The sequence below is a fragment of the Porphyromonas macacae DSM 20710 = JCM 13914 genome, from assembly GCF_000379945.1.
Lineage (GTDB): Bacteria > Bacteroidota > Bacteroidia > Bacteroidales > Porphyromonadaceae > Porphyromonas > Porphyromonas macacae.
This window is the reverse complement of the sequence record NZ_KB904149.1, coordinates 68355-94516: the sequence shown is the minus strand read 5'-3', so window position 1 is coordinate 94516 and position 26162 is coordinate 68355. Positions and strand designations below refer to the sequence as shown.

The following is a 26162-nucleotide window of genomic DNA, read 5'->3' as shown; positions in this document are numbered from 1 at the left end:
CCTAATATCCGTAACGTTTCTTTAGAGTGAGATATGGGGTCAAAATCCTTTGCCTGAAGAATTTTCAACGAAGTTAACTTGGATTTTTATTTTCCTTAACAAGGATTTTCAACCGTCAGGCAAAGAATTTTTACTCTCTTCAGAGTGGATAAAAGTTGTGTTCATCTCAGGTTTTTTGACGTGAGATTTCACAAAGATGATAATAATCCTGTTTGCAGGAATTGAAGATTTCAGCCGGGCCTATATGTTGGATCAATCGTCTATTACCAGATTGTCTATGATGAAGTTTTGTCTGTCAGGTGTATTTTTGCCCATATAGAAAGACAGCATTTGACTGATGTTGTCCTCTTTTTTCATCGTAATGGGTTCAAGCCTGATGTTTTCTTCGCAAATCAGCTCCTTAAACTCATCGGCTGAAATTTCTCCCAAACCTTTGAATCGGGTGATGTGTGCTTTTTTGCCCAGTTTTTTTAGTGCCTCCTGTTTTTCAGTTTCGGAGTAACAGTAGATCGATTTATTGTTTTCCTCTGTTGCCGCTTTGCTGTTTTTAGCTTTTCTGCCCGAACCCTCATTCAGAAAGATATTTTTTGATGTCGTTGTATCCGGCACGGAAACCCGGTAAAGCGGTGTCTCTAAAATATAGACATGTCCGTGGCGGACCAAATCCGGGAAGAATTGAAGGAAAAACGTAATGAGGAGCAACCGGATGTGCATACCGTCATCATCTGCATCGGTAGCGATGATGACGCGGTTATACCGGAGTCCGTCCAGACCGTCTTCTATATTGAGTGCAGCCTGCAGAAGATTGAATTCCTCGTTTTCATAGACCACTTTCTTCGTTAGTCCGTAGCTGTTGAGCGGTTTTCCTCTTAAGCTGAATACGGCTTGCAGGTTGGGATCTCTACTGGTGGTAATGGATCCGCTGGCCGAGTTCCCCTCCGTAATAAAGATACTTGTAAGTTCCGGCGTTTTGGCTTTGGGGTCGTTCAGGTGCTGAGTACAGTCTCTGAGTTTTTTATTGTGAAGATTGGCTTTTTTCGCCCGCTCCCTGGCCAGTTTCGTTACACCGCTCATGGCCTTTCTTTCGCGCTCGCTAATCTGGATTTTCTGCTGCATCAGTTCCGCATGTTCGGTATGTATATGCAAATAGTTGTCCAGTTCTTTTTTTAGGAAATCGCCAATGAACTTTTGTACTGTGGGTCCGTTGGGGGCCATGTCTCTTGAGCCGAGTTTCGTTTTTGTCTGGCTTTCGAATACCGGCTCTTCCACTTTCAAACTAATGGCTGCGACCATACCCGTTCTAATATCGGAGTAGTCGTAGTTCTTGCCGAAAAATTCTTTGATAACGCGTGCCGCCTGTTCTCGAAAGGCTGACAAATGAGTGCCTCCCTGTGTGGTATACTGACCGTTTACGTAACTGTAGAACTCTTCGCCGTACTGATTGGTGTGCGTTATGGCCACTTCGATATCGTGCCCCATAAGGTGGATGATGGGGTAGAGAGGCTCTCCCGTCATGTTATCCTCCAAAAGATCTTGCAGCCCGTTTCTGGAAAGATATTTCTTGCCGTTCAGCGTGATTGTCAGCCCTATGTTCAGAAAGCTGTAGTTCTTGATCATGGCCTCTACGAAATCCAGACGGTATTCATAGTTTTTGAATAGTTCGTTGTCCGGGTGGAAACGTACTTCCGTACCTGTTTCATATTCTTGTGCCGCAGCAGTTTCGCTCTCTTCGATCAATTGTGCCCGGTTGTATTTGACCGTTTTTGTCTGTCCGTTGTACCATACCGTAACCTGGAATGTGGTACTCAGGGCATTGACCGCTTTGATACCTACGCCATTCAGCCCGACGGATTTTTTGAAAGCGGCCGAATCTATCTTTGCTCCGGTATTCATTTTGCTGGTTGCATCGATCAGTTTCCCGATGGGTATGCCCCGGCCGTGGTCTCTGACCACACAGTATCCGTTGGGTTCGATTGTAATATCTATACGTTTGCCGCAACCCATTACAAACTCGTCTATAGAGTTGTCTATGACTTCTTTCAGGAGCACGTAGATACCGTCGTCCGGATGCGATCCGTCTCCCAGTTTTCCAATGTACATACCCGGGCGGCGACGAATGTGTTCGTCCCACTCAAGTGTTTTTATATCGCTTTCTGTATAATCGGTTTGTGAAAAAACAATATTTTCTTCCATGTTCGGCTTTTAGATGCGCTTGATGTATGCGCGACGGGTTTTGTGATGTTTTCTTTCAAAATAGTTCCATTGCATCTGCACGGCCATATTTGTCTCTAACTCGGGGTTGCTTTCTGCATAATGGATGCCGTTTTTTTGGTAGATGGGGATAAGGTCATCGAACAATAGAGCGTTTACTCCCTTATTCTGGTATTCCGGAATAACGCCTATAAGGTAGAAGTCTATGATTTTGTTCTTGCCATACATGGCTTTCAGCAAATGGACGATTCCCCATGGCCAGATGCTGCCCTTTGCTTTTTTGAGGGCATGGCTCAGGTTCGGTATGGTAATGGCAAAGCCCACGACTTCGTCGTCTTTCTCACGTATAATGGCTGTAATGTAGTCCAGACGCACCATGGGAATGTAGATTTTTACATAGTAATCCACCTGAGCATCCGTGAGTTCGGAAAAACCGTAAATGTTGGAGTATGCTTTGTTCAGTGTCTGAAAAATACGGTGTGCATAAGGCATGAGTTCTTTTTTATTCTTGAACTTTAGTGTTTTCAGACCGTATTTTTGCCTTACCACACTGGAGATACGCAGGTGTTTTTCCGGTACTTCTTTGGGAACGTATATCTTGTATTCTTTCCAGTCCTGATCTTTTATAAAACCTAAACGCTCCAGCTGTTTCGGGTAATATGCATAGTTGTATATCGTAGCCATCGTACCCATTTGGTCGAAACCTTCGATGAGCATGCCTTCGTGATCCATATCCGTGAACCCCATAGGCCCTTGGAGCATGTCTTTCCCTTTTGAAAGAGCCCAGGCCGTTACGGCATTAAACAAAGCATCCACCACTTCGTTGTCGTTTATGAAATCGACCCATCCGAAGCGTGCATTGTTCTGGTTCCAGGTTTCATTGGCTTTATGGTTGATGATGCCTGCAATACGTCCGACGATTTCGCCATTTTTGTAGGCCAGGAAGTAAGCGGCTTCACAAAATTCGAATGCCGGGTTTTTGTTGGGGTCCAACGTCGTTAGTTCATCATCGATGAGCCCGGGCACATGATACGGATTATCTTTATAAAGTTCCAAATTGAATTTGACGAACTTTTTAAGGTCCGATTTATCAAATATTTGTTTAACCTCTACCGTCATAGTTATTTTAGGTTTATTTTCTGTTAGATACGTCGGAGAATTCTTTCCCTCTTTAGTATTTGTTATCTTTATTCACAAAAATAACGAAATAACTTGAAGCATGATCGAGACTATCACTTTATACTGCAAGAATTTAGACCGTTCGGATGAGTTTCCCATCGGCGTTTCTTTAATCGAGGTTGCCGATTTTTACGAAAGCCTGTTGGGATTTAAGCCTATGTGTGCTTTAATCAATAACCATGATACCTGTTTGTCACGTAAAGTATATGAGCCGGCGGATATCATTTTCTGCGGACTTAAGGATGAAGATGGCATGAGGGCTTATGTGCGCTCCCTTTTTTTTGTCATCAGTAAGGCCGTAGACGATATTATGCCTGACTGCCATTTGTATATCGAACACTCATTGAGCAATGGCTATTATTGTGAAATACGCAACGGGCATGAGGTTACCGCTGAAGATATCCTCCGCATTAAACAGAAAGCCGAGCAGATTATCCGGGAAAAACATGTTTTTAACGGACATAACGTCCGTACCGAAGAAGCACTGAAACTTTTCAGGAGTGAAAATCATATAGACCGTTGCGAACTCCTCGAATCTATCGGTGCGGCTTATACCCGTTATTATGAGTTGGACGGCTATATCGACCATTTTTACAATTGTTTGGTACCGTCTACGGAGTATTTGCATCTCTTCGATTTCGTTCCTTATCAAAAGGGGGCCTTATTGCGCGTTCCTGATCCCGAAGATACCACCCGGCTTAAACCGTTTATTTCACAGCCCAAACTGAGTGAGGCTTTCGATTTTCAGAACCGTTTGCTTGCGGTGGTCGACGCAAAGTATGTGGGAGATCTGAATCGCATGATCAGAGCCGACGATGTAGAGGACATGATTCTGGTGGCAGAGGCTTTTCAGGAAAAACGTATTGCCGAGATTTCGGCAGAAATAGCCAAGAAGTATCAAGAGGGCTTGCGAGTCGTGCTGATTTCGGGGCCGTCTTCGTCCGGAAAGACGACATTCTGCAAAAGGTTGCAGGTACAGTTGAAAACCAATCTGCTCAAACCTCATGGGATTTCTTTGGATAACTATTTTGTCGACAGGGAGTTGTCTCCCGTCGATGAAAAAGGAGAGTATGATTTTGAGTCTTTGTATGCTTTGGATCTGCCTTTCTTAAATGAACAGTTTACTCGAATTCTGGATGGAGAGGAAGTCGATTTGCCTTCGTTCGATTTTAGTGTTGGAAAAAGAGTTTTTAGGGGAGAAAAATTAAAATTGAATGACGGAGAAATACTCATGATGGAGGGTATACATGCTCTTAATCCATTGCTGTTGGAGAATGTAGACCCATCGAAAACGTATAAAATTTATGTGAGTGCGCTGACCGGTATCGCTCTTGATGCGCATAACCGTATCCCCAGTACCGACAACAGATTGATACGCCGTATCGTTCGGGACTATAATTATCGCGGTTATTCGGCCGTGGAAACTATCAGACGCTGGCCGAGCGTACGCAAGGGAGAGGAAAAATGGGTATTCCCTTATCAGGAGAACGCCGATGTGATGTTCAACAGCGCCATGCTGTATGAACTTGCGGCATTGAAACCCTATGCCGAGCCTATACTGCGAGAGGTACCCGAGAGTGAGCCGGAGTATGCTTCTGCCAATCGTTTGTTGGATTTTTTGCGTTACTTTTATTCTATTCCCGAGCATTTATTGCCCAGCATCTCTATCGTAAGAGAGTTCCTTGGGGGTAGCTCATTCAAATATTGAAAGAAAATGGCGGATTGGAAGAAAAGACTGGGTGTGCTGTACAGCACAGACCCGAATTACAGATATACAGAAGAGGAGACCGGAAAAGAGGAGTTGTTGCCTCCTGCCGAGCAGCAATTACGAATTACTTTGGATAAGAAAAACCGTTCCGGTAAAGAAGTCTCACTGGTGAGCGGCTTCGTTGGTCCGGATGAAGATTTGAAGGATTTGGCAAAAGAGCTCAAACATAAATGTGGCGTGGGAGGTTCTGTAAAAGACGGAGCCGTTATCATCCAGGGAGACAAGAGAGAACAGATCCTTAAAATCCTCTCTGATATGGGATATAAGAAGGCCAGGAAATATTAACTTTAAGGTAAGGAAAACATAAAAGAATATTTCTTTTGATAATGATCGGAACGGATAAATGGAAGAAAAAATGAGTATGGAAGAGATTTTTAGCTCCGAAGATTTAGAACAATTGCAGGAGCACGGTATTTCTATGGAAGAAGCGATGTCTCAAATAGCTGCGATACGCGATGGCTTTCCTTATTTGGATATAGTGGCTTCGGCTTCTTTGGAGCAGGGTATCATGCGTGTGGAAAACGAGCAGGTCAATTCTTTTTTGAACGTATGGGAGCATTTCCTGTCCACAGCTCAGGGTAAGGTTTATAAAATGGTACCGGCATCGGGAGCAGCGTCTCGCATGTTCAAAGATTTGTATTCTTTTATGGATGCCGGCTATTCCGAACCTCGAACAGATGCGGAAAAGACATTTTTTACACAAATCAATAATTTTGCTTTTTTCGATCGTCTGAATGAGGCTTGTTTGAGAAATGAATGGAAACCCATATCGAAATTGATGGAGGCCGGAAAGCACAAAAATATAGTCGACAACCTGATCAATGAGAAGGGGTTGAATTATGGCAATCTCCCCAAAGGGCTGCTTCTTTTTCATGCTTACCCTAAATCCAAACGTACGGCAGCGGAAGAGCATTTGGCCGAAGGCGCTCTTTATGCGAAACAGAAAAATGGGAAAAGCCATGTGCATTTTACAGTCTCTCCCGAACACAGAGATCTGTTTAAAGCTCTTATCGATAAGAGTCTTCCGGCATATACAGAATATTTCGGTGTTATTTTTGAAGTGACATACAGCGAGCAGAAAGCAAGTACGGATACCTTGGCTTTGACAGAAGATAATACCGTTTTCAGGAAATCCGATGGTTCCATTCTGTTCAGACCCGGAGGGCATGGAGCTCTCATTAGCAATCTGAATGATTTGCCGGATGCCGATGTCGTTTTTATTAAGAATATCGATAATGTTGTTCCGGATTATTACAAGAGTTCCACGATCATCAACAAAAAACTTCTGGGCGGTATTCTCGTGCAGGCCTGTAAGGAGACGTTCGGTTATTTGGGGATACTGGAAAGAGAGCATGTCTCCCGTTCTGAATTAGACAGGATTGCAGATTATCTGAGCGATATTTACATGATTAAGCATCCGGATAGAAATTCTTTTTCCGATGAAGAGCTTAAGGCCTTTTTGTTTGAGAAACTTAACCGACCTGTTCGCGTTTGCGGTATGGTTCGCAATGAGGGAGAACCCGGAGGGGGGCCTTTTGTGGTGCGTGAGCCTGACGGTTCTACTTCCCTGCAGATTTTGGAGAGTACTCAGATCGATATGAACAGACCCGATCAGAAGGCATTGTTTGAAGAAGGGCGTTTTTTCAATCCCGTGGATTTGGTGTGCAACATTAAAGATTACAAGGGTAAGAAATTCGATTTGCAGAAGTTCGTGAACCCCAAAACTGCTTTCATATCGAATAAAAGCAGTGATGGACGCGCCTTAAAAGCCTTGGAAAGACCCGGATTATGGAATGGGGCCATGCACCATTGGAATACGATTTTTGTAGAGGTCCCGATCAATACATTCAATCCCGTAAAGACAGTAAACGACCTGCTCAGAAGCAGTCATCAGGCAGCCTTGAAAAAATAATTAACACACATTCAATAATTTTTTAAACACAACGAAAAATGGATATCAAATCTCGTTTAACGGCATTGCGCAAGGCAATGGCCAGGAACAATATCGATGCCTTTATCATTCCCTCCATGGATGCCCATCTTAGTGAATATACTCCGAAGCGTTGGAAAGGACGTACCTGGATCAGCGGATTTAGCGGTTCTGCCGGTACCGTGGTTGTTACGGCAGATAAAGCCGGTTTGTGGACAGACTCCAGATATTTTTTGCAGGCTGCCGAACAGTTGAAGGGCAGTACCATCGAACTTTACAAAGAAGCTGTTCCCGGTGTTCCTACCATAGAGCAGTTTCTTACCCAAACTCTTTCTGTCGGAAAGACGGTAGCGTGTGATGGCGCCTGCTATTCACATGCGCAGGCTGAAGTGCTGGAGAAGGCTTTGGATAATTTCGGTATTGTTTTCAGAACGGATACGGATCTTTTGGAAGAGATATGGACGGACAGACCCGATATTCCGGGGGAAAAATTATTCCGCCAGTCTGCCGAATATGCCGGTTATACGGCTAAAGAGAAGATTGCCATTGTTAATACCGAATTGAAAAAACAGGGAGCCAATGCCGTAGTCGTTACGATGTTGGATGAACTCGCCTGGGTTTTCAATCTGAGAGGTTATGATGTCGATTTCAATCCGGTAGGTGTGGCTTTCGGATTTATTTCGGATAAAGAGTCTGTTCTTTTTGTTAAATCCGAAAAGGTCGATGATGCACTTAGAGGGGCATTGGAAAAAGAAGGTATTCATGTAAGAGCGTATGAGTCCGTTGTCGATTATATTTCCGGTTTGGGAGCAGAGGTTAAATTGCTTGTAGACAGCAAGCGTATCTCTGAAAAACTTTTTAGAGCTATTCCTGCTCATTGCCGTATCATCGAAAGCGTTTCCGTTATTACGATGCTTAAAGCCATTAAGAATAAGACCGAACTGGACGGAGTAAGAAACGCTATGGTGCGCGACGGTGTGTCGTTAACCCGGTTTTTCATTTGGTTGGAAAAGGCGTTGGCAGAAGGAGAAAGGCCTACAGAGTATGAGATCGGAAAAATACTGAATGGATTTAGAGCCAAAGGCGAAAAATTCTATGGGGATAGCTTCGGTACGATTGCCGGCTACAAGGGGCATGGCGCTATTGTACACTATGAGGCAAAAGAGGAGTCTTCCTATCGATTGGAGTCGGAGGGTATTTTATTGCTGGATAGCGGAGGACAGTATCTTGACGGCACCACTGATATTACCCGTACGATTGCCTTGGGTAAAGTGTCGGACGAAATCAAAACCGACTATACATTGGTGCTGAAAGGCCATATCGGTATAGCGATGTGTCAGTATCCGCAGGGAACCCGGGGAAGTCAGATCGATATTCTGGCAAGAAAACCTTTGTGGGATAGGGGGCTTAACTACGGGCATGGCACCGGTCACGGTGTCGGCTGTTTCCTCAATGTTCATGAAGGACCGCAAAATATCAGAACCGAAGTTAATCCTACGGTTTTGGAAGTCGGTATGATAACCAGCAATGAACCGGGGATTTATCGTGCAGACCAATACGGTATACGCATCGAAAACCTGGTGGTAACCAAGGTGAACTGTGAAACGGAATTCGGTAAATTCCTCGGTTTTGAAACACTTACTCTTTGCTATCTGGATAACTCTCTGGTGAAAAAAGAGTTGTTGACAGAGGCGGAAGTAGCGTGGTACAATGAGTATCAGGAGATGGTTTACCGGAAATTGAGTCCTTCCCTGACGAAAGAAGAAGCTGCCTGGTTACGTAAGAAAACGGAGAAGATTTAATTGATTTTATATAGTCTGATTCATAAGCTCGAAGTGCAGTTGCTTAAACCGCATTTCGAGCTTTTATAATAGTTTGATTTTTTATGGCTTTAATTATTCCTGTAAGAGGGTTCGATCCGAAGATCGGGGAGAATTGTTTTTTGGCTGAAAATGCCACTGTAATAGGTGATGTGGTGATGGGAGACGGTTGCAGCGTTTGGTTTAATGCTGTTATTCGTGGAGATGTCAACTCCATACGCATAGGCGATAACGTAAATATTCAGGACGGATCGGTATTGCATACGCTTTACCAAAAATCTACCATCGAGATCGGAAACAATGTTTCCATCGGTCATAATGTAACCGTACATGGGGCAAAGATCGATGACTATGCTTTAATCGGTATGAATGCCGTAATTCTCGATGATGCAGAGGTCGGAGAAGGCGCTATCGTGGCTGCTGGTTCCGTGGTCCTCTCCAAAACGAAGATAGAGCCTTATAGCATTTATGCCGGTATTCCTGCCAAGTTTGTAAAAAAAGCAGATCCGCAGCAGACGCAGGAAATAAACAAACGCATTGCCGGCAATTATCAGATGTATGCCTCCTGGTATCAGGTAGATAAAGATGAGTAAACCGGAGAAAGACACCATCGACACCGTTATGCGTTTGACAGAGGAGTATCGGGGGAAAAATCCCGATCGCCTGCTGTTGGGAGAGAATTCTATTCCGGTCGAGCTTAGAAAAGAAGTGGCTACTCAGTTGGAGTGTGCTTCTTCTTTGTTTTCAAAGGTTCGTTTATGGCATGATACGGGGTGTTATGTACCTGATAAACTGTCTGTGGAGCAATGCTCCGGTATGGCTACGGCACTTTATAAACAAAGATTCGTGCGCAAAAATTCTATTGTGGCGGATATAACCGGGGGGCTTGGCGTAGATAGTTCCTGTCTGGCCCGTATTGCCCGGAAACTTATTTATGTAGAACGTAATGAGCGATTATGTCGAGCTGCGGAGTATAACTTTCATCGGCTGGGGCTGGATAATATAGAGATCTTGAATGGAGATTTGAATGATTGGTGGCGTTATGTCATCGAACAGGGAGCAGAGCTGCTTTACATAGACCCCGCTCGCAGAGAACAGGCGGATAAGTACAAACGGGTATATGCTTTGCGTGATTGCGAGCCGAATGTGTCGGTGTTGATGGAAAATATCCGGGCATATTGTAAAAGTAAGAAATTGCGAGAGCCTGATTTTTTGATCAAAGTTTCTCCGATGCTTGATCTTTCTGCTCTTTTTCTCGACCTGCCCGGCATAAGCCGGGCACACATCGTTTCCGTATCCAATGAGGTAAAAGAGATATTGCTATATGTTTGTGGCAAGGGTGAAACTCATACGGCCGGACAGATACCGGTGCATGTTGTCGATTTGAATTCTTTAGGAGAAGAAAACTATACGCTGACCGGCTCTCTTGATGAAGAGAAAGAACTGCCGGCATCTGTTTATGCCGCACCTGAATCCTATCTCTATGAACCCGGTGCGTCTGTTATGAAAAGCGGTCTTTTCAAGACCATTGCCTCTCGATATCGATTGAGTGCTTTAGCCGCTAACAGCCATCTATACACGAGTAGAGAATTTGTTTCCTGTTTCCCGGGACGTAGTTTTGGCATACGGGGTGTATTGCCTTTTAAGTCGTCTGTCATAAAAAACTTAAAGAAAGAATATCCCAGAGCGCAGATTACTTGCCGGAACTTTCCGCTATCGGTGGATGAGCTTAGAAAGAAAACAGGAATCAAAGACGGTTTCGAGGTTATTTTCTATGCTACCACATTGTATTCCGGAGAACGTGTCTTATTACGATGCGAGAGAATTGGTCTCGAGTCCCTTGGAGCTATATAAATGCGGAGTCACTATTTATAGGTATTTTAGAATGTTTTAAGTGCAAACGGTGTATATCGTTTGTATTTTTGTTGTATGAAACTGTCTGAACTGAAAACAGGAGAAGTAGCCATTATCGATAAAGTCGGCGGCAAGGGAGCCTTTAGAAAAAGGATTCTGGAAATGGGCTTTATTCAGGGGAAAGAAGTAACCGTAGTCCATAGTGCTCCGCTCTCCGATCCCATATATTATCGTATTCTTGATTATAACGTGTCGTTAAGACGTGATGATGCTGCTCTGATAGAGGTAAGACGCATCGACGTTAAGGAAGAAAATCCGGAAGAAGAACCGGTCGGTTTTAAGAATACTACAATGCCCGAAGACAGTCGGCCTTTCCTTCAATCGGATTTCCAAAAAAAGGAAACGATCAGGGTTGCTTTGATGGGTAACCCCAACTGCGGAAAAACGAGTTTGTTCAATAAGGCCAGCGGAGCACACGAACATGTGGGCAACTATAGCGGTGTGACCATTGAAGCGAAATCGGGCTACATTTATTTCAGAGGTTATCGTATCGAATTGATAGATTTGCCCGGAACTTATTCCCTTTCCCCTTACAGTCCTGAGGAACGTTACATACGAAACTTTCTTACCTCCGAGACTTCGCGCCCGGATATCGTGCTGAATGTTATAGATGTTACCAACATTGAGCGCAATCTTTATTTGACTCTTCAGATTAAGGAGATGGATATTCCGATGGTTGTTGCTCTGAACATGTTTGACGAATTCAACAAAAGAAAGGAATTTTTGGATTATCCTTCCCTCGGACGTCTGCTGAGTATTCCCATGGTGCCTACCATTTGCCGCAGCGGAATGGGGCTTCATGCTCTTTTCGATCAGATCGTTACGGTTTATGAAGGTTTGAAGCATACGCCTCAGCATATGCTGAATCCTGAGACCGGAATTGTCCGTTCGATTCATATCAATTATGGCAGTACCATAGAACCGGTAATACAGAACTTACAGGAGAAAGTCGAGAAGTATATCGACCTGCCTTCGCACGTGTCGTCCAGATACATTGCTGTCAAGCTCGTTGAACAGGACCGGTATACGGAGGATTTTCTGAAAAATAATTTTGCTAAAGGGGCTTTTCTGATTACGGTCCGCGATTATGAACTGAAAGTATTGGAAGGCCACTTGGGTAACGATGATGTGGAGGCGCAGATGACAGACCAGCGATACGGTTTTATCGCCGGTGCTCTTAGGGAAACGTATGTACATAAGCGCAAACATGTGGAGAACCTTACCGATCGTATCGATCGTATTGTAACACATCGTGCCTGGGGTTTCCCGATTTTTATGTTTTTCATGTTCATAATGTTTCAGTGTACGTTTGTATTGGGAGAATATCCTATGCAGTGGCTGGAGCTTTTAGTCGAAGTCCTGTCCGGTTTCGTGGCTCAATGGATGCCTGCCGGACCTCTTAAAGATTTGATCATAAACGGGGTGATCGGGGGCGTTGGCGGGGTAATCGTGTTCTTACCCAATATCTTGATTCTCTACCTCTTTATTTCTATCATGGAAGATACGGGCTATATGAGTCGTGCAGCATTTATCATGGACCGTATTATGCATAAAATGGGGCTTCACGGTAAGTCATTCATTCCGCTGGTTATGGGTTTCGGCTGTAATGTGCCGGCTATTATGGCTACGCGAACGATCGAAAGCCCTAAGAGCCGTATGATAACGATGCTTGTATTGCCTTTTATGAGTTGCTCTGCGCGGCTTCCGGTTTATTTGCTTCTGGCGGGGGCTTTTTTCCCAAGTTCGGCAGGAGTCGTGCTGTTCAGTCTTTATCTTCTGGGTATGCTTCTTGCCGTTATTACCGCTCGTATATTGAAAGGCTCCGTTTTTAAGGGGGAAGACATCCCTTTTGTTATGGAGTTGCCTCCCTACCGTATTCCCACTACCAAGTCGGTGCTCATACACATGTGGACCCGTGGCAAACAGTATTTGCGAAAGATGGGTACCGTTATTCTGTTAGCTTCTATTGTCATCTGGTTTTTGGGGTATTTCCCCCGTTCTGACGAACGAATGGACAATTTGGAAAAGCAAATTGCCCGAACGGAAGCGGATGCGTCTTTGGAGCAAACTCAAAAAGAACAGATCATCGACAGTCTTTCCCTTGTGGAGCATATGATACATCAGGAAAATTCATATATAGGCCGGTTGGGTAAAATGGTAGAACCGGTGATGCAGCCCCTGGGTTTCGACTGGAAAATGAGTGTAAGTTTGGTATCCGGTTTGGCTGCAAAAGAAGTCGTTGTGAGCACTTTGGGGGTTATTTACACCGGTAATGCAGACGATAGCGAGAAGGCTACCGCTCAATTGAGCGAGCGGTTAAAATCGGATGTCAAAATTGACGGAACCCCGTCCTTTTCTCCTTTGGTTGCATACAGTTTCATGGTTTTTGTTCTGATTTATTTCCCGTGTATCGCTACCGTCGTTGCTATCGGCAGGGAAAGCGGCAGTTGGAAGTGGAGTCTTTTTTCCATCTTATATTCCTGTACGTTGGCCTGGATGGTAAGTTGTCTTATTTTTCAATTAGGTTCGTTAATATGATACAATATATTCTTGTGATATTGATCGGTGTGGGGGTGGTGTTTATCCTCGGGCGTAATATCTATAAGATGTTTATCAGACCTGCCGATGAGGACGGACAATGTTCTGTGGGTTGCAGTAACTGCTCTCTTTCCCAAAAGGGTGCTGGCAAACGTAAACAGTCAAAAGAAAAAACAAAGAAAAGCGAACATAAGTGCTAAATCATTAACTTTGTCGATAATAATCAAAAAACTATTGAGTATGAAGTTCTTCTTAGATACTGCAAATTTAGATCAGATTCGTGAAGCAAATGACTTAGGCGTATTGGATGGCGTAACCACCAATCCTTCTTTGATGGCAAAAGAGGGTATTAGCGGTGTTGAAAACTGCAACAAACATTACGTTGATATTTGCAATCTTGTTCCCGGAGGCGATATCAGTGCCGAGGTTATTGCCACGGAGTACGAGGAAATGATAAAAGAGGGTACCGAACTTCATCGTCTTCACTCCCGGATTGTGGTTAAAGTGCCGTGCATAGCAGACGGCATTAAAGCGATAAAATATTTCTCCGATCATGGTATCCGCACAAACTGTACTTTGGTGTTCAGCATGGGGCAGGCTTTATTGGCTGCAAAAGCAGGAGCTACCTATGTTTCTCCGTTTGTCGGTCGTCTGGACGATATCAGCAGTAATGGGATGGACCTTGTGGCAAATATTGTGGAGATGTATCGTTACTATGGATTCAAAACACAGGTTTTGGCTGCCTCCATCCGTCATACCCAGCATATTATCGAATGTTTGAATGCCGGTGCCGATGTGGCTACCTGCCCCCTTGCCGCAATCAAAGGTTTGCTTAAGCATCCGCTGACCGACAGCGGCTTAAAACAATTTTTGGAAGACCATAAGAAAGCAGCACAAAATAAATAGATTCGTGGCTTGGCTCGATATTCAGACCGAAAGCTGTGGAGAGGAGACGTTTTTTCTCTCCGATATCCTGCTGAAAGCCGAATGTCTGCACATTTCTCGTCAGACCAAATAACATAAAGGAGACTGTTTCCGTTTTTTAGGAAACAGTCTCCTTTTCTCTAAAAACCCTCATCATGACTTTTTTTATTCGGAAAGAAACCCTGCGCTCGGCTTTTTCAAAGAAAAACCTCCGCCGTATCATATTCGGAGCAGAAACTCCGGGAGGAAAGATTTTCGATATCCTTTTGCTTATTGTCATTATCCTGAGCGTTGTTGTCGTCCTTTTAGACAGTATGCCGGATATTCCCTCAGCCTGGCATCGTATCTTCAATGTGTTGGAGTGGATTTTTACCGTTGTTTTTACCCTTGAGTATATACTCCGTGTTTATTGTGCAGGCAGACGAAAATCTTATGTGCTCTCTTTTATGGGATTGGTAGATTTGATTTCGTTTCTTCCCACATATCTTTCTTTCATCTTTCCCTCTTTTCATTTTTTATTGGTCGTGCGGGTTCTGCGGATTATACGCGCCTTCAAAATCATGCAAATGGGGCAGTATATCAGGCAAGGCGACTATCTGTATCGAACCATTCGTGCCAGTATTCCCAAAATTTCCGTTTTTATGGTTTTTGTGGCTTTACTGGTTATTTTGCTCGGGTGTCTTATGTATTTGATAGAGAGTCCTATCAATCCTCGTTTCTCAAGTATACCGAGGGCTGTGTACTGGGCTGTCGTCACTTTGACTACGGTTGGTTATGGCGATATAACCCCCGTAACCGGTTGGGGGCAATTCTTGTCGGTTGTTGTCATGCTTTTGGGTTATTCGATCATAGCCGTTCCTACGGGTATTGTTTCCGGGGAGATGGTAAAGAACCACCGTTACCTGTCTCCCGATAGGACAAAAGGAAAAAATAACCGCAGGCCGACCTGTTGCTGTCACACTTGCGGCAAGGCTGTTTTTGATGCAGGAGCTCTTTTTTGTCCTTATTGCGGAGAAGGGTTGGTCAAGTCGCAAAAGAAGCAAATACCGCCTCATCGTAGACACCGGGATACCGATTCCGAACATTTGCCGGATAAAGGCCAACAGAGGGAATCATAAGTGTTTTTCTGCTAAGTGTCTCTAATTCGGAATGTTTCCGTATTTTTGTGGAAAATTACAATAAAACTAATCTCTTAAGAATTTATGGCTACGACAGCTGATTTTAGAAATGGTATGTGCCTCGATATAGATGGCCAATATTACTTCATTGTTGAATTTTTGCACGTTAAACCCGGTAAAGGTCCGGCTTTTGTTCGTTCCAAACTGAAAAATGTAGCTACCGGCAGAGTAATCGATAAGACTTGGAACAGCGGTGTAAAAGTGGAAGAAGTACGTATTGAGCGTCGTCCGTATCAGTATTTGTATAAAGATGAGATGGGGCTGAATTTTATGCATCCCGAAACATTCGAACAGATCTCTATTCCCGAGGCTTCGATCGATGGGGTGCAGTTTCTGAAAGAAGGCGATATGGTCGAGGCCATGGTTCATGCCGAGAGCGAAACCATCCTGACTTGCGAGTTGCCTGCTCACGTAACATTGAGAGTTACTTATACCGAGCCCGGATTAAAAGGCGATACGGCTACCAATACATTGAAGCCCGCAACGGTCGAGACCGGTGCCGAAGTGCGTGTTCCGTTGTTTATCAGCGAAGGCGAATTGATCGAAATCGATACCCGGGACGGTTCTTATATCGGAAGGGTGAAAGAATAAGGAAAAATCAGATAACGTTTTGCTGTGAATATAGTATTTTATATTATAAAGTGTTCTATTTGAAAATTAAACGCTATCTTTGCAGCGAAATTAAATCACAATAAGATTTGCACTAATTTTTTGAATTATGAAGAAAGTTGTATTACTTGCAGTTCTTTTTGCTGCTTCTATGTTGGTTTCTTGTTCAGGAAACAAAAAAGCTGACAACAATGCAGTTGTAGATTCTGTTGCTACAGAAGTAAAGCAAGAAGTTGAAGCTGCTGTAGACTCTGCTGCTATGGTTGTTGAAGAAGTGAAAGAAACAGCAACTGAGGCTGTAGAAGAGGTAAAAGAAGAAGTTAAAAAGGAAGAGGTTAAGAACTAAGCCTTATTTTAACTGATTACTTCATCTAAGCAAGGCATACTTGCAAAGAAAAAGCTGTACGAATTCGTACAGCTTTTTTCTTTTTGTATCCATGGCTTTTTCCCTATGGTGTATGATTGTATTTTGTTTTATAATACAGTTGTATAAAAAGTTTTTCTTCGTAGAACAGTCAAGCAGGTAAGATATTGAAAGGAATATTTTTCCTCTTTTTACATTGTGCTATTTACTCTCTGGAATTCTTTGCCTGATGGCTCGGAATCCGTAGCGCTACGGATTTTCAACGAAGTTAACTTGGATTTTTTTTCTTTGCCTGAAGAATTTTTATCCATCAGGCAGAGGTTTTTTGTTTTGCAGGAATGGAGATTTGATTAGAGGTGAAATCTTCTTATGTTATTCATCTTGAGGTGTATACGAACTTAAGGCGTATGACTTCTTTCTTCTCTTTGGTTTCTCTGTTGTAAATGGGATGTAACCGGTTACGCTGTGTTGCGTCTAAAAAGCAAAGAACATAAAAACAACTGAAATTAACTAAAAATAGAAAAATTATGGATGGATTATTTGCTGCTTTAATTGTAGGAATTATCTTTTGGGTAATCTTCAAAATCTTTGAACTTTTCGTCCGCAGGAGTGAGCGGCTGAAAATTATCGATCATATTTCAGACTTGCCGGATGGAAAAGTGCTGTCTGAAAATTTATTTCCCAAACATGTTACTTTGAGCGACAGGCTAAGCATAAAAATTGCTTCGTTGATTATAGGTATGGCTTTTGGTATTGGTTTGTTTTTTTTATTTTCACTCTTCAATTATGATCTGATTCGACAAGCAGATACCTATTTCTATGATTATAACAGCGTTTTTTTAATTGCCTTGGTACTCTTGTTCGGCGGGTTAGGGTTGCTGATTCCTTCGCTGTATTTTTATAAGAAAGACAAGAAGGCTTAGAGCTCTCCACAGTATTTGTTTTTGAATTCTGTAAGTAAGGCTCTTTCTTCGGGTTTTGCCGGAGAGAGAGTCTTTTTTTGTCATAATTTTGGGGGATCTATGATACGGTAATTTTGTAAAAAATCTCAAACTGTTTCTTTTTCGTTATATATTATTTGGATGCCTTTGTTTCTTTATCTGTTTTTAGACCTGAAGCATTTGGATATGGCAAAGATCTTTTCTTTTATTTTGGTATAAAAAAAAATGTATCTATATTTGTGGTGTACTAATTCGATGATACAGTTATGATACAAGCGAAGAATATAAGATTTGGCTATCGTCGTGGCCGTAAACTTTTTGAAGAGATGTCTTTTGAGCTGCCCAAAGGAACGATAACCGGACTTTTGGGGCGTAACGGAGAGGGAAAAACAACTCTTTTGAAATTGCTTAGCGGTCAGTTCTTTGTTCAGGATGGTTCTCTAAGTGTTTTGGGCTATGATCCCGTGAAACGCGAAGTACCTTTTTTGGCGGATCTCTTTTATTTGCCCGAGGAGGTGATTTGTCCCGGAGTAACCATTCGGGAATATTTCGATATCATTACACCTTTTTATCCCAATTATTCTCCGGAGTTGGCAGAAGAGGCCATTGCCACATTCGATTTGAAGTGGAACATGAATTTGGGCAAAGTTTCTCAGGGGCAAAAGAAGAAAGCCATTATAGCTTTGGCTTTGTCATTACGAACTTCGCTTTTGCTTATGGATGAGCCGACCAACTCTCTGGATATACCTTCCAAAGCGGCATTTCGTCGTATGATGGCCGCACATACCACCGACGAACAGACTGTGATAATCAGTACGCATCAGGTGCGGGATCTGGAGCAGCTAATCGACCGTATCATGATGTTGGAGCACAACCGTATTATTTGTAATGAGCCGATCATGGCCTTGGAAAAACTATTTGTTTTCAGACAAATAGCCAATCGCGACATGCGTGCAAATGCTCTTTATACCGAGCCTTCGGTTTTGGGAGAACTGGGCGTTTTTGAAAATGACGGATCGGAAGAAAGTAACTTCTCCATGGAGCTTTTCTTTGATGGAATGATTGCATGTCCGGATGTCTTTATCCGGATAATAAATAAACAACAAAACGGCAATATAGAATATGACTGATGTAAACATGTCAAACCGCCAACGACTGGGCTTGCTGTTGAAAATGGAGTGGAGGCTCAACAAGAAGAACTTTTTCTTGTTGTCGGTTTTGCTCATTCTTATCAGCATAGGTTTTAATCTGCTGTTTTTCTATTTGGAGCCTCTTGAATCACGCTATTCGAGCGATTACAATAATCCTTTGCAATGCTTTTTCTTGTTTTCCATCGGTTATTGGTTGTTTTTCTTTTTCATGTTGAATGGGAGGGTAAACAGGAAGGAGACGATCTCATATCCGGTATTGCCGGCACGGGTTAGAGAGAAGTTCGGTTCTTATATTATAGTGGCATTTCTTTTATTGTTCTTTTTGTGGGTGATCAGTCAGTTTACCGCCGGTTTGATTTTTCTGGCACATCCAAATCTTGAGGGACCCAGAGCATTTGCTCCGTTAGTGGTATTGGATAACGGCTACCAGATATTCAACCCATTCCTGTTTTTTTCAGGAATTAACAGATTTCGGGAAGGCCTTGCTTCTGCCGGTTTTACCATATCTTTTATACTGTTGAGCCTGGGTATGACCTTTTTACCTGCCGTTTCTTTCAGGACACCGATTAAAGCCATACTTGCATTTTGGGGTATCTGTGTTGTTTTGGTTGTGTTATTTTTAACCGTTTTTATTCCGATGTTCGATTTCTTGTTGGAAAACTTCAATTCGAATGTTTCTGTATTTTTTGTGATTTTTTGTATGGCATTTCTGGGAGGCGGTATGCTGGTATGGAGTTATAACAGATTAAAAAATATACAATTAAGATAAGAAGATGAAAAATAATACTAAAACAAACAGCTTTGGCAGAATAGGTTTATTGCTGCGTATGGAGTGGCAGGTAAACAGGAAAAATATATTGATTTTCACACTCTTATCTGTTTTGGTTCTGGCCGGTTTGCGCGAGTTGTTTTACAACTTATTTGTTCCGAGAATACAAATAGGAGGTGTCGATGTGATGTCTTTGTATCAACTTTTCAGTTTGATATTCTGGTTTTATGGTTTTATTCTACTGAATAAGCGTGTAAACAGATCGGATACGATAGACTATTGTCAGATTCCGGCCAAGACGTGCGAGAAGTATGTGGTCTTATGCTTGTACATCGTATTCTTTATATTTTTGGCGTGGGTGGCAAATCAGTTGTGTTATAGTATTAATTTCATGTTTCATCCGCATATCGGCGATGCAGCCAGAATGGAACGGCAAATTTTCGGACCTGTTTTTGCCAATGGCTATCAGATACTTATTCCATGGAACTTTTCCGATATGAAAATCAAAGAGATTTATTTGAATACTGCTTCAATAGGAATATCTTCGCTTATATTTTCTTTAGGAACAACGCTGTTTTGCTTGATCAGCTTCCGGAAAACCATAAAAGCTTTGTTTGCCTGTATGGGTATCTGTCTCGTATTTATTATTCTCATTATTGTATTGATAACTCAGGTGGTGAAATCCTTAGAGGAAGTTTATGAAGTTGCTGATATTCAGGCTTTAGCAGAGTATTTGAACATGGTCATGACTACGGGTTCCGTAATATTCGGTTTGGCTTTTATGGGATTGAGTTACTATAAACTGAAAAAGAGACAACTAAAATAAAAGAGCTGTTAAAGAGAAACACAGAAGATGCCCTTCGTGTAAGTTCTTATAAAAAATAAAGAGGAGACGACAATGATATTTTTAGAAGATCAACCGATATTTTTACAGATTGCAGAATGGATCTCTGATCGAATTCTGGATGGAACTTATCCGACCGGCTCTAATGTGCCGAGCGTTCGGGAGCTGGCTGTAAGGATGGAGGTTAACCCCAATACGGCCATGCGTGCAGTGGAGCGTTTACAGCGCGACGGGCTGATTTATCCGAAGCGTGGAATCGGCTTTTATGTGGATGCCAGTGCTCGTGAGCGTATTCTGGTGAAACGTATGGAGCGTTTCAAAAATGAACGTGTTCCTCAGTTGGTTGCGGAGATGCGGCTTCTGAACATATCGCTCGAAAAGCTGTGTAAACTGACGGAAGACGAATTGAACAGACAGCATACGGAAGATGAAAAATAGCGTGATGAAATAGTAGTAATTCTTTTGTACTTGAACGGAGAAACTCCGGGTTGCCACTGATGTGGTTTACCCGGAGTTTTCTGTTTGTCTGTTCGGTTTTCTTAAATCTTAAAATTGAAGCCCAAACTGATCAGCTCGTTTACTTGCAGATATTTCATCCAGCTCTCACTGGGAGGAACCGAATCATCGAATCGCAGGTGCAGATATAGCTTGGAACTGAAGAAACGGTTGAAGTTGAAGTTGAAAGTGTTTTCCCATTCGCTGTCCACGTTTTTGTAATTGGTGTTGTAGATAAAGCGAGAGCGCCATCCGATAGTCAGGTTGAAATCCCACAGCAATTCGGAGCGTATGGTAGAACCCAAAGAATGCTTGATCATGTTGCTTTTGGAGAGTCCATGGCGTTCTAAATCGATATTGTCCCGGAGGGATGTGCGCACACTGTAAGAAAAAGGCGCGATGTTCAGTGTAAATTTGATTTTACGGCCATAAATAGCGCGAGACATATCTTTGTATTCATACTTCATACCCAAACCGAGTACCGAGTTTATGGGGGAGACGATTGAAGAAAGAAGTTTGCGACTATTTTGTTTGTATCCGTTAAAAAGCTGTGTCCTTACATCCCAGTCCAATGTATAGTACCAACTGGAGAAAGCCTTGTAACCGAAGTTGCTGTGAAAGCGAATCAGGTCATCGGAAATCCGATAGCGATGTACCGAATCGTCCATGGCGTTGAAAATACTTAGTTTGTGTTCTATCTCATTTACCCAGTTGATTTCTCCGGATAGGTAGTTATAGGCAAAATAGTTTCGGATGAACAGATTGAGGTTGCTTGCTCCTCCTTTGTGCCAGTTGTTTGAAACGAAATTTTGCGAGAATTGAATAGATGTTTCAAATGAGGGAAACCAATGTTTAATGGGAGTTTCTTTTACTTTTAACGGATTTACCGAATTAATCAGTACAAATTCGCTATCCGCCTTGTCCAATACCGACATTTCATCTTTATTATATTGTATTATGCGGTAATCAGGTCTGTATTGTTCCAAAAATTTTTGACCGTATTTGAACAGCGACGAATGGTGTATCTGAAGATTGTTAAGAGTATGATGGATGAGACGCTGCCCGAGAAAGGAGGAAATTTGTGGTTGTTCGATGACTTTTATTTTTTCATATTGCCAGGAACCGATGGTATCGAACCGGAGTTTGAGCGGATCTTGCTGTTTATGTATGCTTCGGGTGACCAGTGGCAAACGAAGAATGTGTATCAGATAATTCGACGAACTGTAATCTTTTGCTATAGAATCCTCCATAGTCGATTTAAGATTAGTGGAGTCGATTTCGGAATATTCCTTTTGTTTTAAGATATAGCCTTTGTCCGGAGTTTTACTGATGTCATCTAATGTTTTTATCTGTTTGGGCATCGAAAACTCTGTATTTACCTGGGCTGTTAAGCCCGCTATTGAAACCGGAAGAATAAAAACGGAGAGTAAAAATCTCTTCATTACTTATTAATTTTATTAAATATTGACTGTTCCAAAGTTAAGACTTTTGTTGTTTATATGCAGGTTAAAAACCGGCTTCTTTTGCTAAAGAGGATCGATATCGATGATGATGCGGTTTTTCTTGTAAGCCGGAGTGTCTTGCAATGTTTTTGACAAGGCTTTTTGTATGGCTGTTCGTTCTATGCGGTAATCTGTTTGAGGATTTCGTTTGAGAGTGATTTGCCGGATATATTGCATATCTATACGTGCCACAGAAGGTTTCTGAGGTTGGCTTACAGCTCCCTCGGGGAGAAACTCACAAAGATTTTTGCAGAGATTTTCGGCACAACTGTCCACTAAATCTTCATCAAAACCTTTGATTATGATGGTGGAAAGCCTTACGAACGGAGGAAATCCGCAAATTTCGCGCTCTTCCAGCTGGTTTTCGATAAAGCGGTTATAGTCTCCTTTCTTGAGTTGCTCAATGAACGGATTCTCTGTGTCGTAGGTCTGTAACAACAGGCGGGTAGGGGTGTTTTCACTGTTTGATAGACAGCCTCGTATCAGTAATTGATCTAACAGCTGATAAGCTCTTTCGTAGCTTCTGAAGTCCGGATAGCCCAGGATGGCATCCAGCCGGATGACAGCGATGAGTGAAACATCGTTCCAGATCGGTTGTCCCTTAATAAGCTGTGTGCCTACGATGATGTCCACATTGCCCGAGTCTATCAGCTGCTGTACTTCGGATCGCTGCTTGGCACTGAGCAAAACATCGCTGTCCAGACGTAAAACCGATGCTTCCGGGAATTTGACCGCTACTTCCTGCTCCACCCGTTCGGATCCATATCCCATGGCTTCCATTACTGGTTCATTGGCTGTTTCAGGCATGGTATGGCAGTTGGGGCATGCCGTGGGTACCGGGGCATTGTAACCGCAGTAATGACAAATCATTTTATGGTTACTGCGGTGATAGGTCAGGCTGACATCGCATTTGGGACATTTGTATCTTTCTCCGCAAGCCCGGCATACCAGAAACGGGGCATATCCCCGTCTGTTTTGCAGTAATAAAACCCGTTGTCCTGCTTTTATGGTTTGCCGGATGGCTTCTGCCAATGCAGGTGAAATAATTCCATTCTGTTGTTTAGGTGTTTTTCTCAGATCGATGGCTTCTATGACGGTGTTTTTCCTGAACCGATATCGTTCCCGACCGGGTAGTGAGATGCGGCGATACTTCCCACGCATGACATTAAAAAGGGTTTCTGCCGAGGGAGTTTCAGAGGTAAGCAGTACCGGGATGTTGTTTTTTACCCCCAGCCAGATGGCCACATCTCTTGCATGGAAGCGAGGTGTAGCCTGATGTTTCAGTGCATACTCGTGTTCTTCGTCTACGACAATAAGCCCTAAATTTTTGAATGGCAGTAAAACAGCGTTTCGCTGTCCCATGATTACGAACGGTTCGTCCGAAGTCGCTGTTTTTAGAAAAGTTTCCACTTTTACGGCGTCGCTTATCGTGGTGTCGTAAACCAGTAGACGTCCGTTTGTTGCTTTCCTTAGTTTTTCCGTAAAACAGTCCTTTGTTTCTACTTCGCCCGTTATCGGGCTGAGGAGCAAAACCTGCTTCCCTTTATTGATTGTATCGGCTATTTGTTGAATAAGAAGCTGCTCTTTTTCTGCTATATCTCTTGTTTCAAGAAAATGTACCGCTGCATCCGGATTGAGAGAAAAAGGCTGTTGGATAAGGTTTTCCCGGGTAATATCGGATGATTTAACACGGGGAGGAGCAATACGGCTGATCTCTTTTTCGTAGGTTTGAAAAATGCCTCTTTTGCATAAAGCTCTGACGAGGTTGCTCCTGTTGGCGTCGCCTTTGGTAAATTCCGCCAGCTTGACAGCCATCGTATAATCTTCTTGCACGCCGTCTTCGCACATTTCAAGCCATTCATACAGTATAGCCTGCTGCTTCGGTGCACGTTTTATAGAAGAGATTACTTCTGTCAGCTGTTCTTCCGTTCTGAAACCGGGGGATAAGTGCAGACAGGTTTCGGTACGAGGTTTGTATTTGCGTATCAGCTCTTCTTCCACCCTAATTGCTCCTGCCCGTACCAATTCGGTTAAGGCATCGACCGAAATTCGCCCCAAAGCTCTTTGAATGGCAATGGTCGCTGCATTTTTCTTCGGTTGGCGTGCTAAAAAGTCGAGCAGATTTTGTTGTTTTTCGGATAACCGTTTGCTTGCTACGAAATCCTCATTGAGGCGGATAATCGTGGCACTTGTAGGCAGTAGACCGGAGGGTAGAGCCATCCGCAGCACATCCCCCTCTGTACACATGTAGTACCGGCTTATCCAATGCCACAGTTCCAGATCTTTTTGACCGAGAATGGCATCTTTGTCCGGTACGTCGCTGATGGTTTTTATCGTTTTATTGTTCAAAAGAGCTTTAGGCAAGTCGGTATCTATACCGCACACAATGCCGGTATAAAAACGTGTGGGGCCTAAAGAAACGACAACGCGTTGTCCTGCCTGAAGCTTGCCTTCCCATTCGTCCGGTATCAGATAATGGTAGGTTTTGTCAAGTTTCAAAGGCAGCACAACGCGTGCGTAGCTCATGCCGTTTTGTATTATTCAGTTCGACATCTTTTCGCTCAGGTATTGGTGCATGCCGGCAGCCCCCACACGGCCGTCGCCCATAGCCAGGATTACGGTGGCACCGCCGCGAACGATGTCTCCTCCGGCATACAGATCTTCTAAAGAGGAACGGTTCTTGTCGTGCACGATGATCGTTCCTTTGTCGGACACTTGCAGACCTTCTATGCTTCTGGGGATAAGCGGATTCGGAGATACGCCTATGCTTACGATCACTTCGTCTACCGGTACCGTTTCGATAGCTCCGGTAATAGCTACCGGCCTTCTCCGTCCGCTGGCATCGGGCTCGCCCAATTCCATTTTTTGCAGCTTCATGGCTTTCAGTCTGCCACGTTCGTCTCCGATATATTCGATGGGATTGTGAAGTGTAAGAAATTCTACACCTTCTTCTTTGGCATGTTTTATTTCTTCTACACGTGCCGGCATCTCTTCTTCCGTACGGCGGTAGATGATCATGGCGCGCTCTGCTCCCAAACGTTTGGCTGTGCGCACGGAGTCCATCGCTGTATTGCCTCCCCCTATAACCGCTACGGTTTTCCCTTTAATTACCGGAGTATCGCTATCCTCATCCGCTGCGGCCATGAGGTTTACACGGGTCAGATATTCGTTGGAAGACAATACGCCGGCCAGATTTTCTCCGGGGATGTCCATAAAACGTGGCAGACCTGCACCGCTTCCCACGAAAATGGCTTTGTAGTCCATTTCATGAAGCTCGTCGTAAGTGATTGTCCGTCCGATAATCGTGTTTGTTTCAAAGACCACACCGAGATCTGTCAGTTTTTGGATTTCAGCATCCACGACCTCATTCGGCAGACGGTATTCGGGTATTCCGTATTTGAGCACTCCGCCTATTTCGTGCAGAGCTTCGAAGACCGTTACCTCATAGCCCCATTTGGCCATGTCGTGCGCACAACTCAGACCGGCGGGACCGCTGCCTACGATTGCTACTTTAATTCCGTTAGGTATGGGGCGCTCCTCCGGTGTGCACTCTTGCGGATGCGTGCGCTCGTAGTCTGCGGCATAACGCTCCAGATAACCGATAGCAACTGCCGGTTTGTTCATCTTCAGATAAATACACTTGCTTTCGCATTGTTTTTCTTGCGGGCATACCCGTCCGCAAACGGCAGGAAGCGAACTGGTTTCCCGAAGTGTTTGTGCTGCTTTGATAACCTTGCCCGCTTCGATGTATTTGATAAATGTGGGAATATGGATACCCACGGGACAACCTTCCATACAAGTGGGTTTCGGACAGTCCAGACATCTGTGCGATTCAGCCAAAGCCTGTTCTGCGGTAAGCCCTGTATTGACTTCTTCGTTAAGCTGAGTGGCACGGTACTTCGGGTCTAATTCGGGCATGACAACCCGGTTCATGCTCATGCGTTCTTTGGGGCTTATTTTATTGCGCAGTTCTACTCGCCAAGGTTCGGAGCGACGATTTGTTATTAATTCTTCCGTAGTCATTC

The 26162-nt window shown here is 43.5% G+C and carries 22 protein-coding genes; 17 read left to right on the top strand and 5 right to left on the bottom strand.

The window, feature by feature from the left end; all coding sequences use genetic code 11:
* Positions 1–252 precede the first annotated feature (252 nt).
* Positions 253–2193: a DNA topoisomerase IV subunit B gene (locus A3GI_RS0107805; RefSeq protein ID WP_018360899.1), complete on the bottom strand. Its 1941-nt coding sequence runs from the start codon at positions 2191–2193 to the stop codon at positions 253–255.
* A gap of 9 nt (positions 2194–2202) precedes the next feature.
* Positions 2203–3330, bottom strand: a complete 1128-nt coding sequence (locus A3GI_RS0107800; protein WP_018360898.1) for a hypothetical protein — start codon at positions 3328–3330, stop codon at positions 2203–2205.
* A gap of 100 nt (positions 3331–3430) precedes the next feature.
* Between A3GI_RS0107800 and A3GI_RS0107795 the strand changes: the two genes are divergently transcribed.
* From A3GI_RS0107795 to A3GI_RS0107715, 17 genes are all read left to right on the top strand, one after another.
* The gene (locus A3GI_RS0107795; RefSeq protein WP_018360897.1) at positions 3431–5098 is read left to right on the top strand and encodes a nucleoside kinase; all 1668 of its coding nucleotides are present in this window, start codon (positions 3431–3433) and stop codon (positions 5096–5098) included.
* Between the two features lie 6 nt (positions 5099–5104).
* Positions 5105–5443: a translation initiation factor gene (locus A3GI_RS0107790; protein ID WP_018360896.1), complete on the top strand. Its 339-nt coding sequence runs from the start codon at positions 5105–5107 to the stop codon at positions 5441–5443.
* A gap of 70 nt (positions 5444–5513) precedes the next feature.
* Positions 5514–7070 carry a DUF4301 family protein gene (locus A3GI_RS0107785; RefSeq protein WP_370445998.1) on the top strand — a complete coding sequence of 519 codons (1557 nt, stop codon included), beginning with the start codon at positions 5514–5516 and terminating at the stop codon, positions 7068–7070.
* A 38-nt stretch (positions 7071–7108) separates the two neighbouring features.
* Entirely contained in the window at positions 7109–8890 is a 1782-nt protein-coding gene (locus tag A3GI_RS0107780; RefSeq protein WP_018360894.1) for an aminopeptidase P family protein, read from the top strand.
* 83 nt (positions 8891–8973) lie between these two features.
* The gene (locus tag A3GI_RS0107775; protein ID WP_018360893.1) at positions 8974–9501 is read left to right on the top strand and encodes a gamma carbonic anhydrase family protein; all 528 of its coding nucleotides are present in this window, start codon (positions 8974–8976) and stop codon (positions 9499–9501) included.
* Positions 9494–10762 carry a THUMP-like domain-containing protein gene (locus A3GI_RS0107770; RefSeq protein ID WP_018360892.1) on the top strand — a complete coding sequence of 423 codons (1269 nt, stop codon included), beginning with the start codon at positions 9494–9496 and terminating at the stop codon, positions 10760–10762. Before A3GI_RS0107775 ends, A3GI_RS0107770 begins: the two co-directional genes overlap by 8 nt.
* A 75-nt stretch (positions 10763–10837) precedes the next feature.
* Positions 10838–13360, top strand: a complete 2523-nt coding sequence (feoB, locus tag A3GI_RS0107765; protein WP_018360891.1) for a ferrous iron transport protein B — start codon at positions 10838–10840, stop codon at positions 13358–13360.
* The gene (locus tag A3GI_RS0107760; protein ID WP_018360890.1) at positions 13357–13560 is read left to right on the top strand and encodes a hypothetical protein; all 204 of its coding nucleotides are present in this window, start codon (positions 13357–13359) and stop codon (positions 13558–13560) included. The genes feoB and A3GI_RS0107760 overlap by 4 nt, the downstream gene beginning before the upstream one ends.
* Positions 13561–13600: 40 nt before the next feature.
* Positions 13601–14266 (top strand): fructose-6-phosphate aldolase, encoded by a 666-nt coding sequence (gene fsa / locus A3GI_RS0107755; RefSeq protein WP_018360889.1) that lies wholly within the window; start codon positions 13601–13603, stop codon positions 14264–14266.
* 173 nt (positions 14267–14439) lie between these two features.
* Positions 14440–15402, top strand: a complete 963-nt coding sequence (locus A3GI_RS10900; protein ID WP_018360887.1) for an ion transporter — start codon at positions 14440–14442, stop codon at positions 15400–15402.
* An 84-nt stretch (positions 15403–15486) separates the two neighbouring features.
* Entirely contained in the window at positions 15487–16053 is a 567-nt protein-coding gene (gene efp / locus A3GI_RS0107745) for an elongation factor P (protein WP_025004290.1), read from the top strand.
* 127 nt (positions 16054–16180) lie between these two features.
* Complete coding sequence (locus A3GI_RS0107740) at positions 16181–16417, top strand: hypothetical protein (protein ID WP_018360885.1); 237 nt, start codon at positions 16181–16183, stop codon at positions 16415–16417.
* A 545-nt stretch (positions 16418–16962) separates the two neighbouring features.
* Positions 16963–17358, top strand: a complete 396-nt coding sequence (locus tag A3GI_RS0107735; RefSeq protein ID WP_018360884.1) for a DUF6249 domain-containing protein — start codon at positions 16963–16965, stop codon at positions 17356–17358.
* A 284-nt stretch (positions 17359–17642) separates the two neighbouring features.
* Complete coding sequence (locus tag A3GI_RS0107730) at positions 17643–18506, top strand: ABC transporter ATP-binding protein (RefSeq protein ID WP_018360883.1); 864 nt, start codon at positions 17643–17645, stop codon at positions 18504–18506.
* Positions 18499–19296, top strand: coding sequence for a hypothetical protein (locus tag A3GI_RS0107725; RefSeq protein ID WP_018360882.1), 798 nt, complete (start codon positions 18499–18501; stop codon positions 19294–19296). Before A3GI_RS0107730 ends, A3GI_RS0107725 begins: the two co-directional genes overlap by 8 nt.
* Before the next feature lie 4 nt (positions 19297–19300).
* Complete coding sequence (locus A3GI_RS0107720) at positions 19301–20122, top strand: hypothetical protein (RefSeq protein WP_018360881.1); 822 nt, start codon at positions 19301–19303, stop codon at positions 20120–20122.
* 72 nt (positions 20123–20194) lie between these two features.
* Positions 20195–20578 carry a GntR family transcriptional regulator gene (locus A3GI_RS0107715; RefSeq protein ID WP_018360880.1) on the top strand — a complete coding sequence of 128 codons (384 nt, stop codon included), beginning with the start codon at positions 20195–20197 and terminating at the stop codon, positions 20576–20578.
* A 101-nt stretch (positions 20579–20679) separates the two neighbouring features.
* Here A3GI_RS0107715 and A3GI_RS11270 read toward each other — a convergent pair whose 3' ends face one another.
* The 3 genes from A3GI_RS11270 to gltA all read right to left on the bottom strand — a co-directional run bounded on the left by A3GI_RS11270 (position 20680) and on the right by gltA (position 26160).
* On the bottom strand, positions 20680–22077 hold the full coding sequence (locus tag A3GI_RS11270; RefSeq protein ID WP_018360879.1) for a DUF3078 domain-containing protein: 1398 nt from the start codon (positions 22075–22077) through the stop codon (positions 20680–20682).
* Between the two features lie 84 nt (positions 22078–22161).
* Positions 22162–24663, bottom strand: a complete 2502-nt coding sequence (gene priA, locus A3GI_RS10890) for a replication restart helicase PriA (protein WP_018360878.1) — start codon at positions 24661–24663, stop codon at positions 22162–22164.
* Between the two features lie 15 nt (positions 24664–24678).
* Positions 24679–26160, bottom strand: coding sequence for an NADPH-dependent glutamate synthase (gene gltA, locus A3GI_RS0107700; protein WP_018360877.1), 1482 nt, complete (start codon positions 26158–26160; stop codon positions 24679–24681).
* Positions 26161–26162 lie beyond the last annotated feature (2 nt).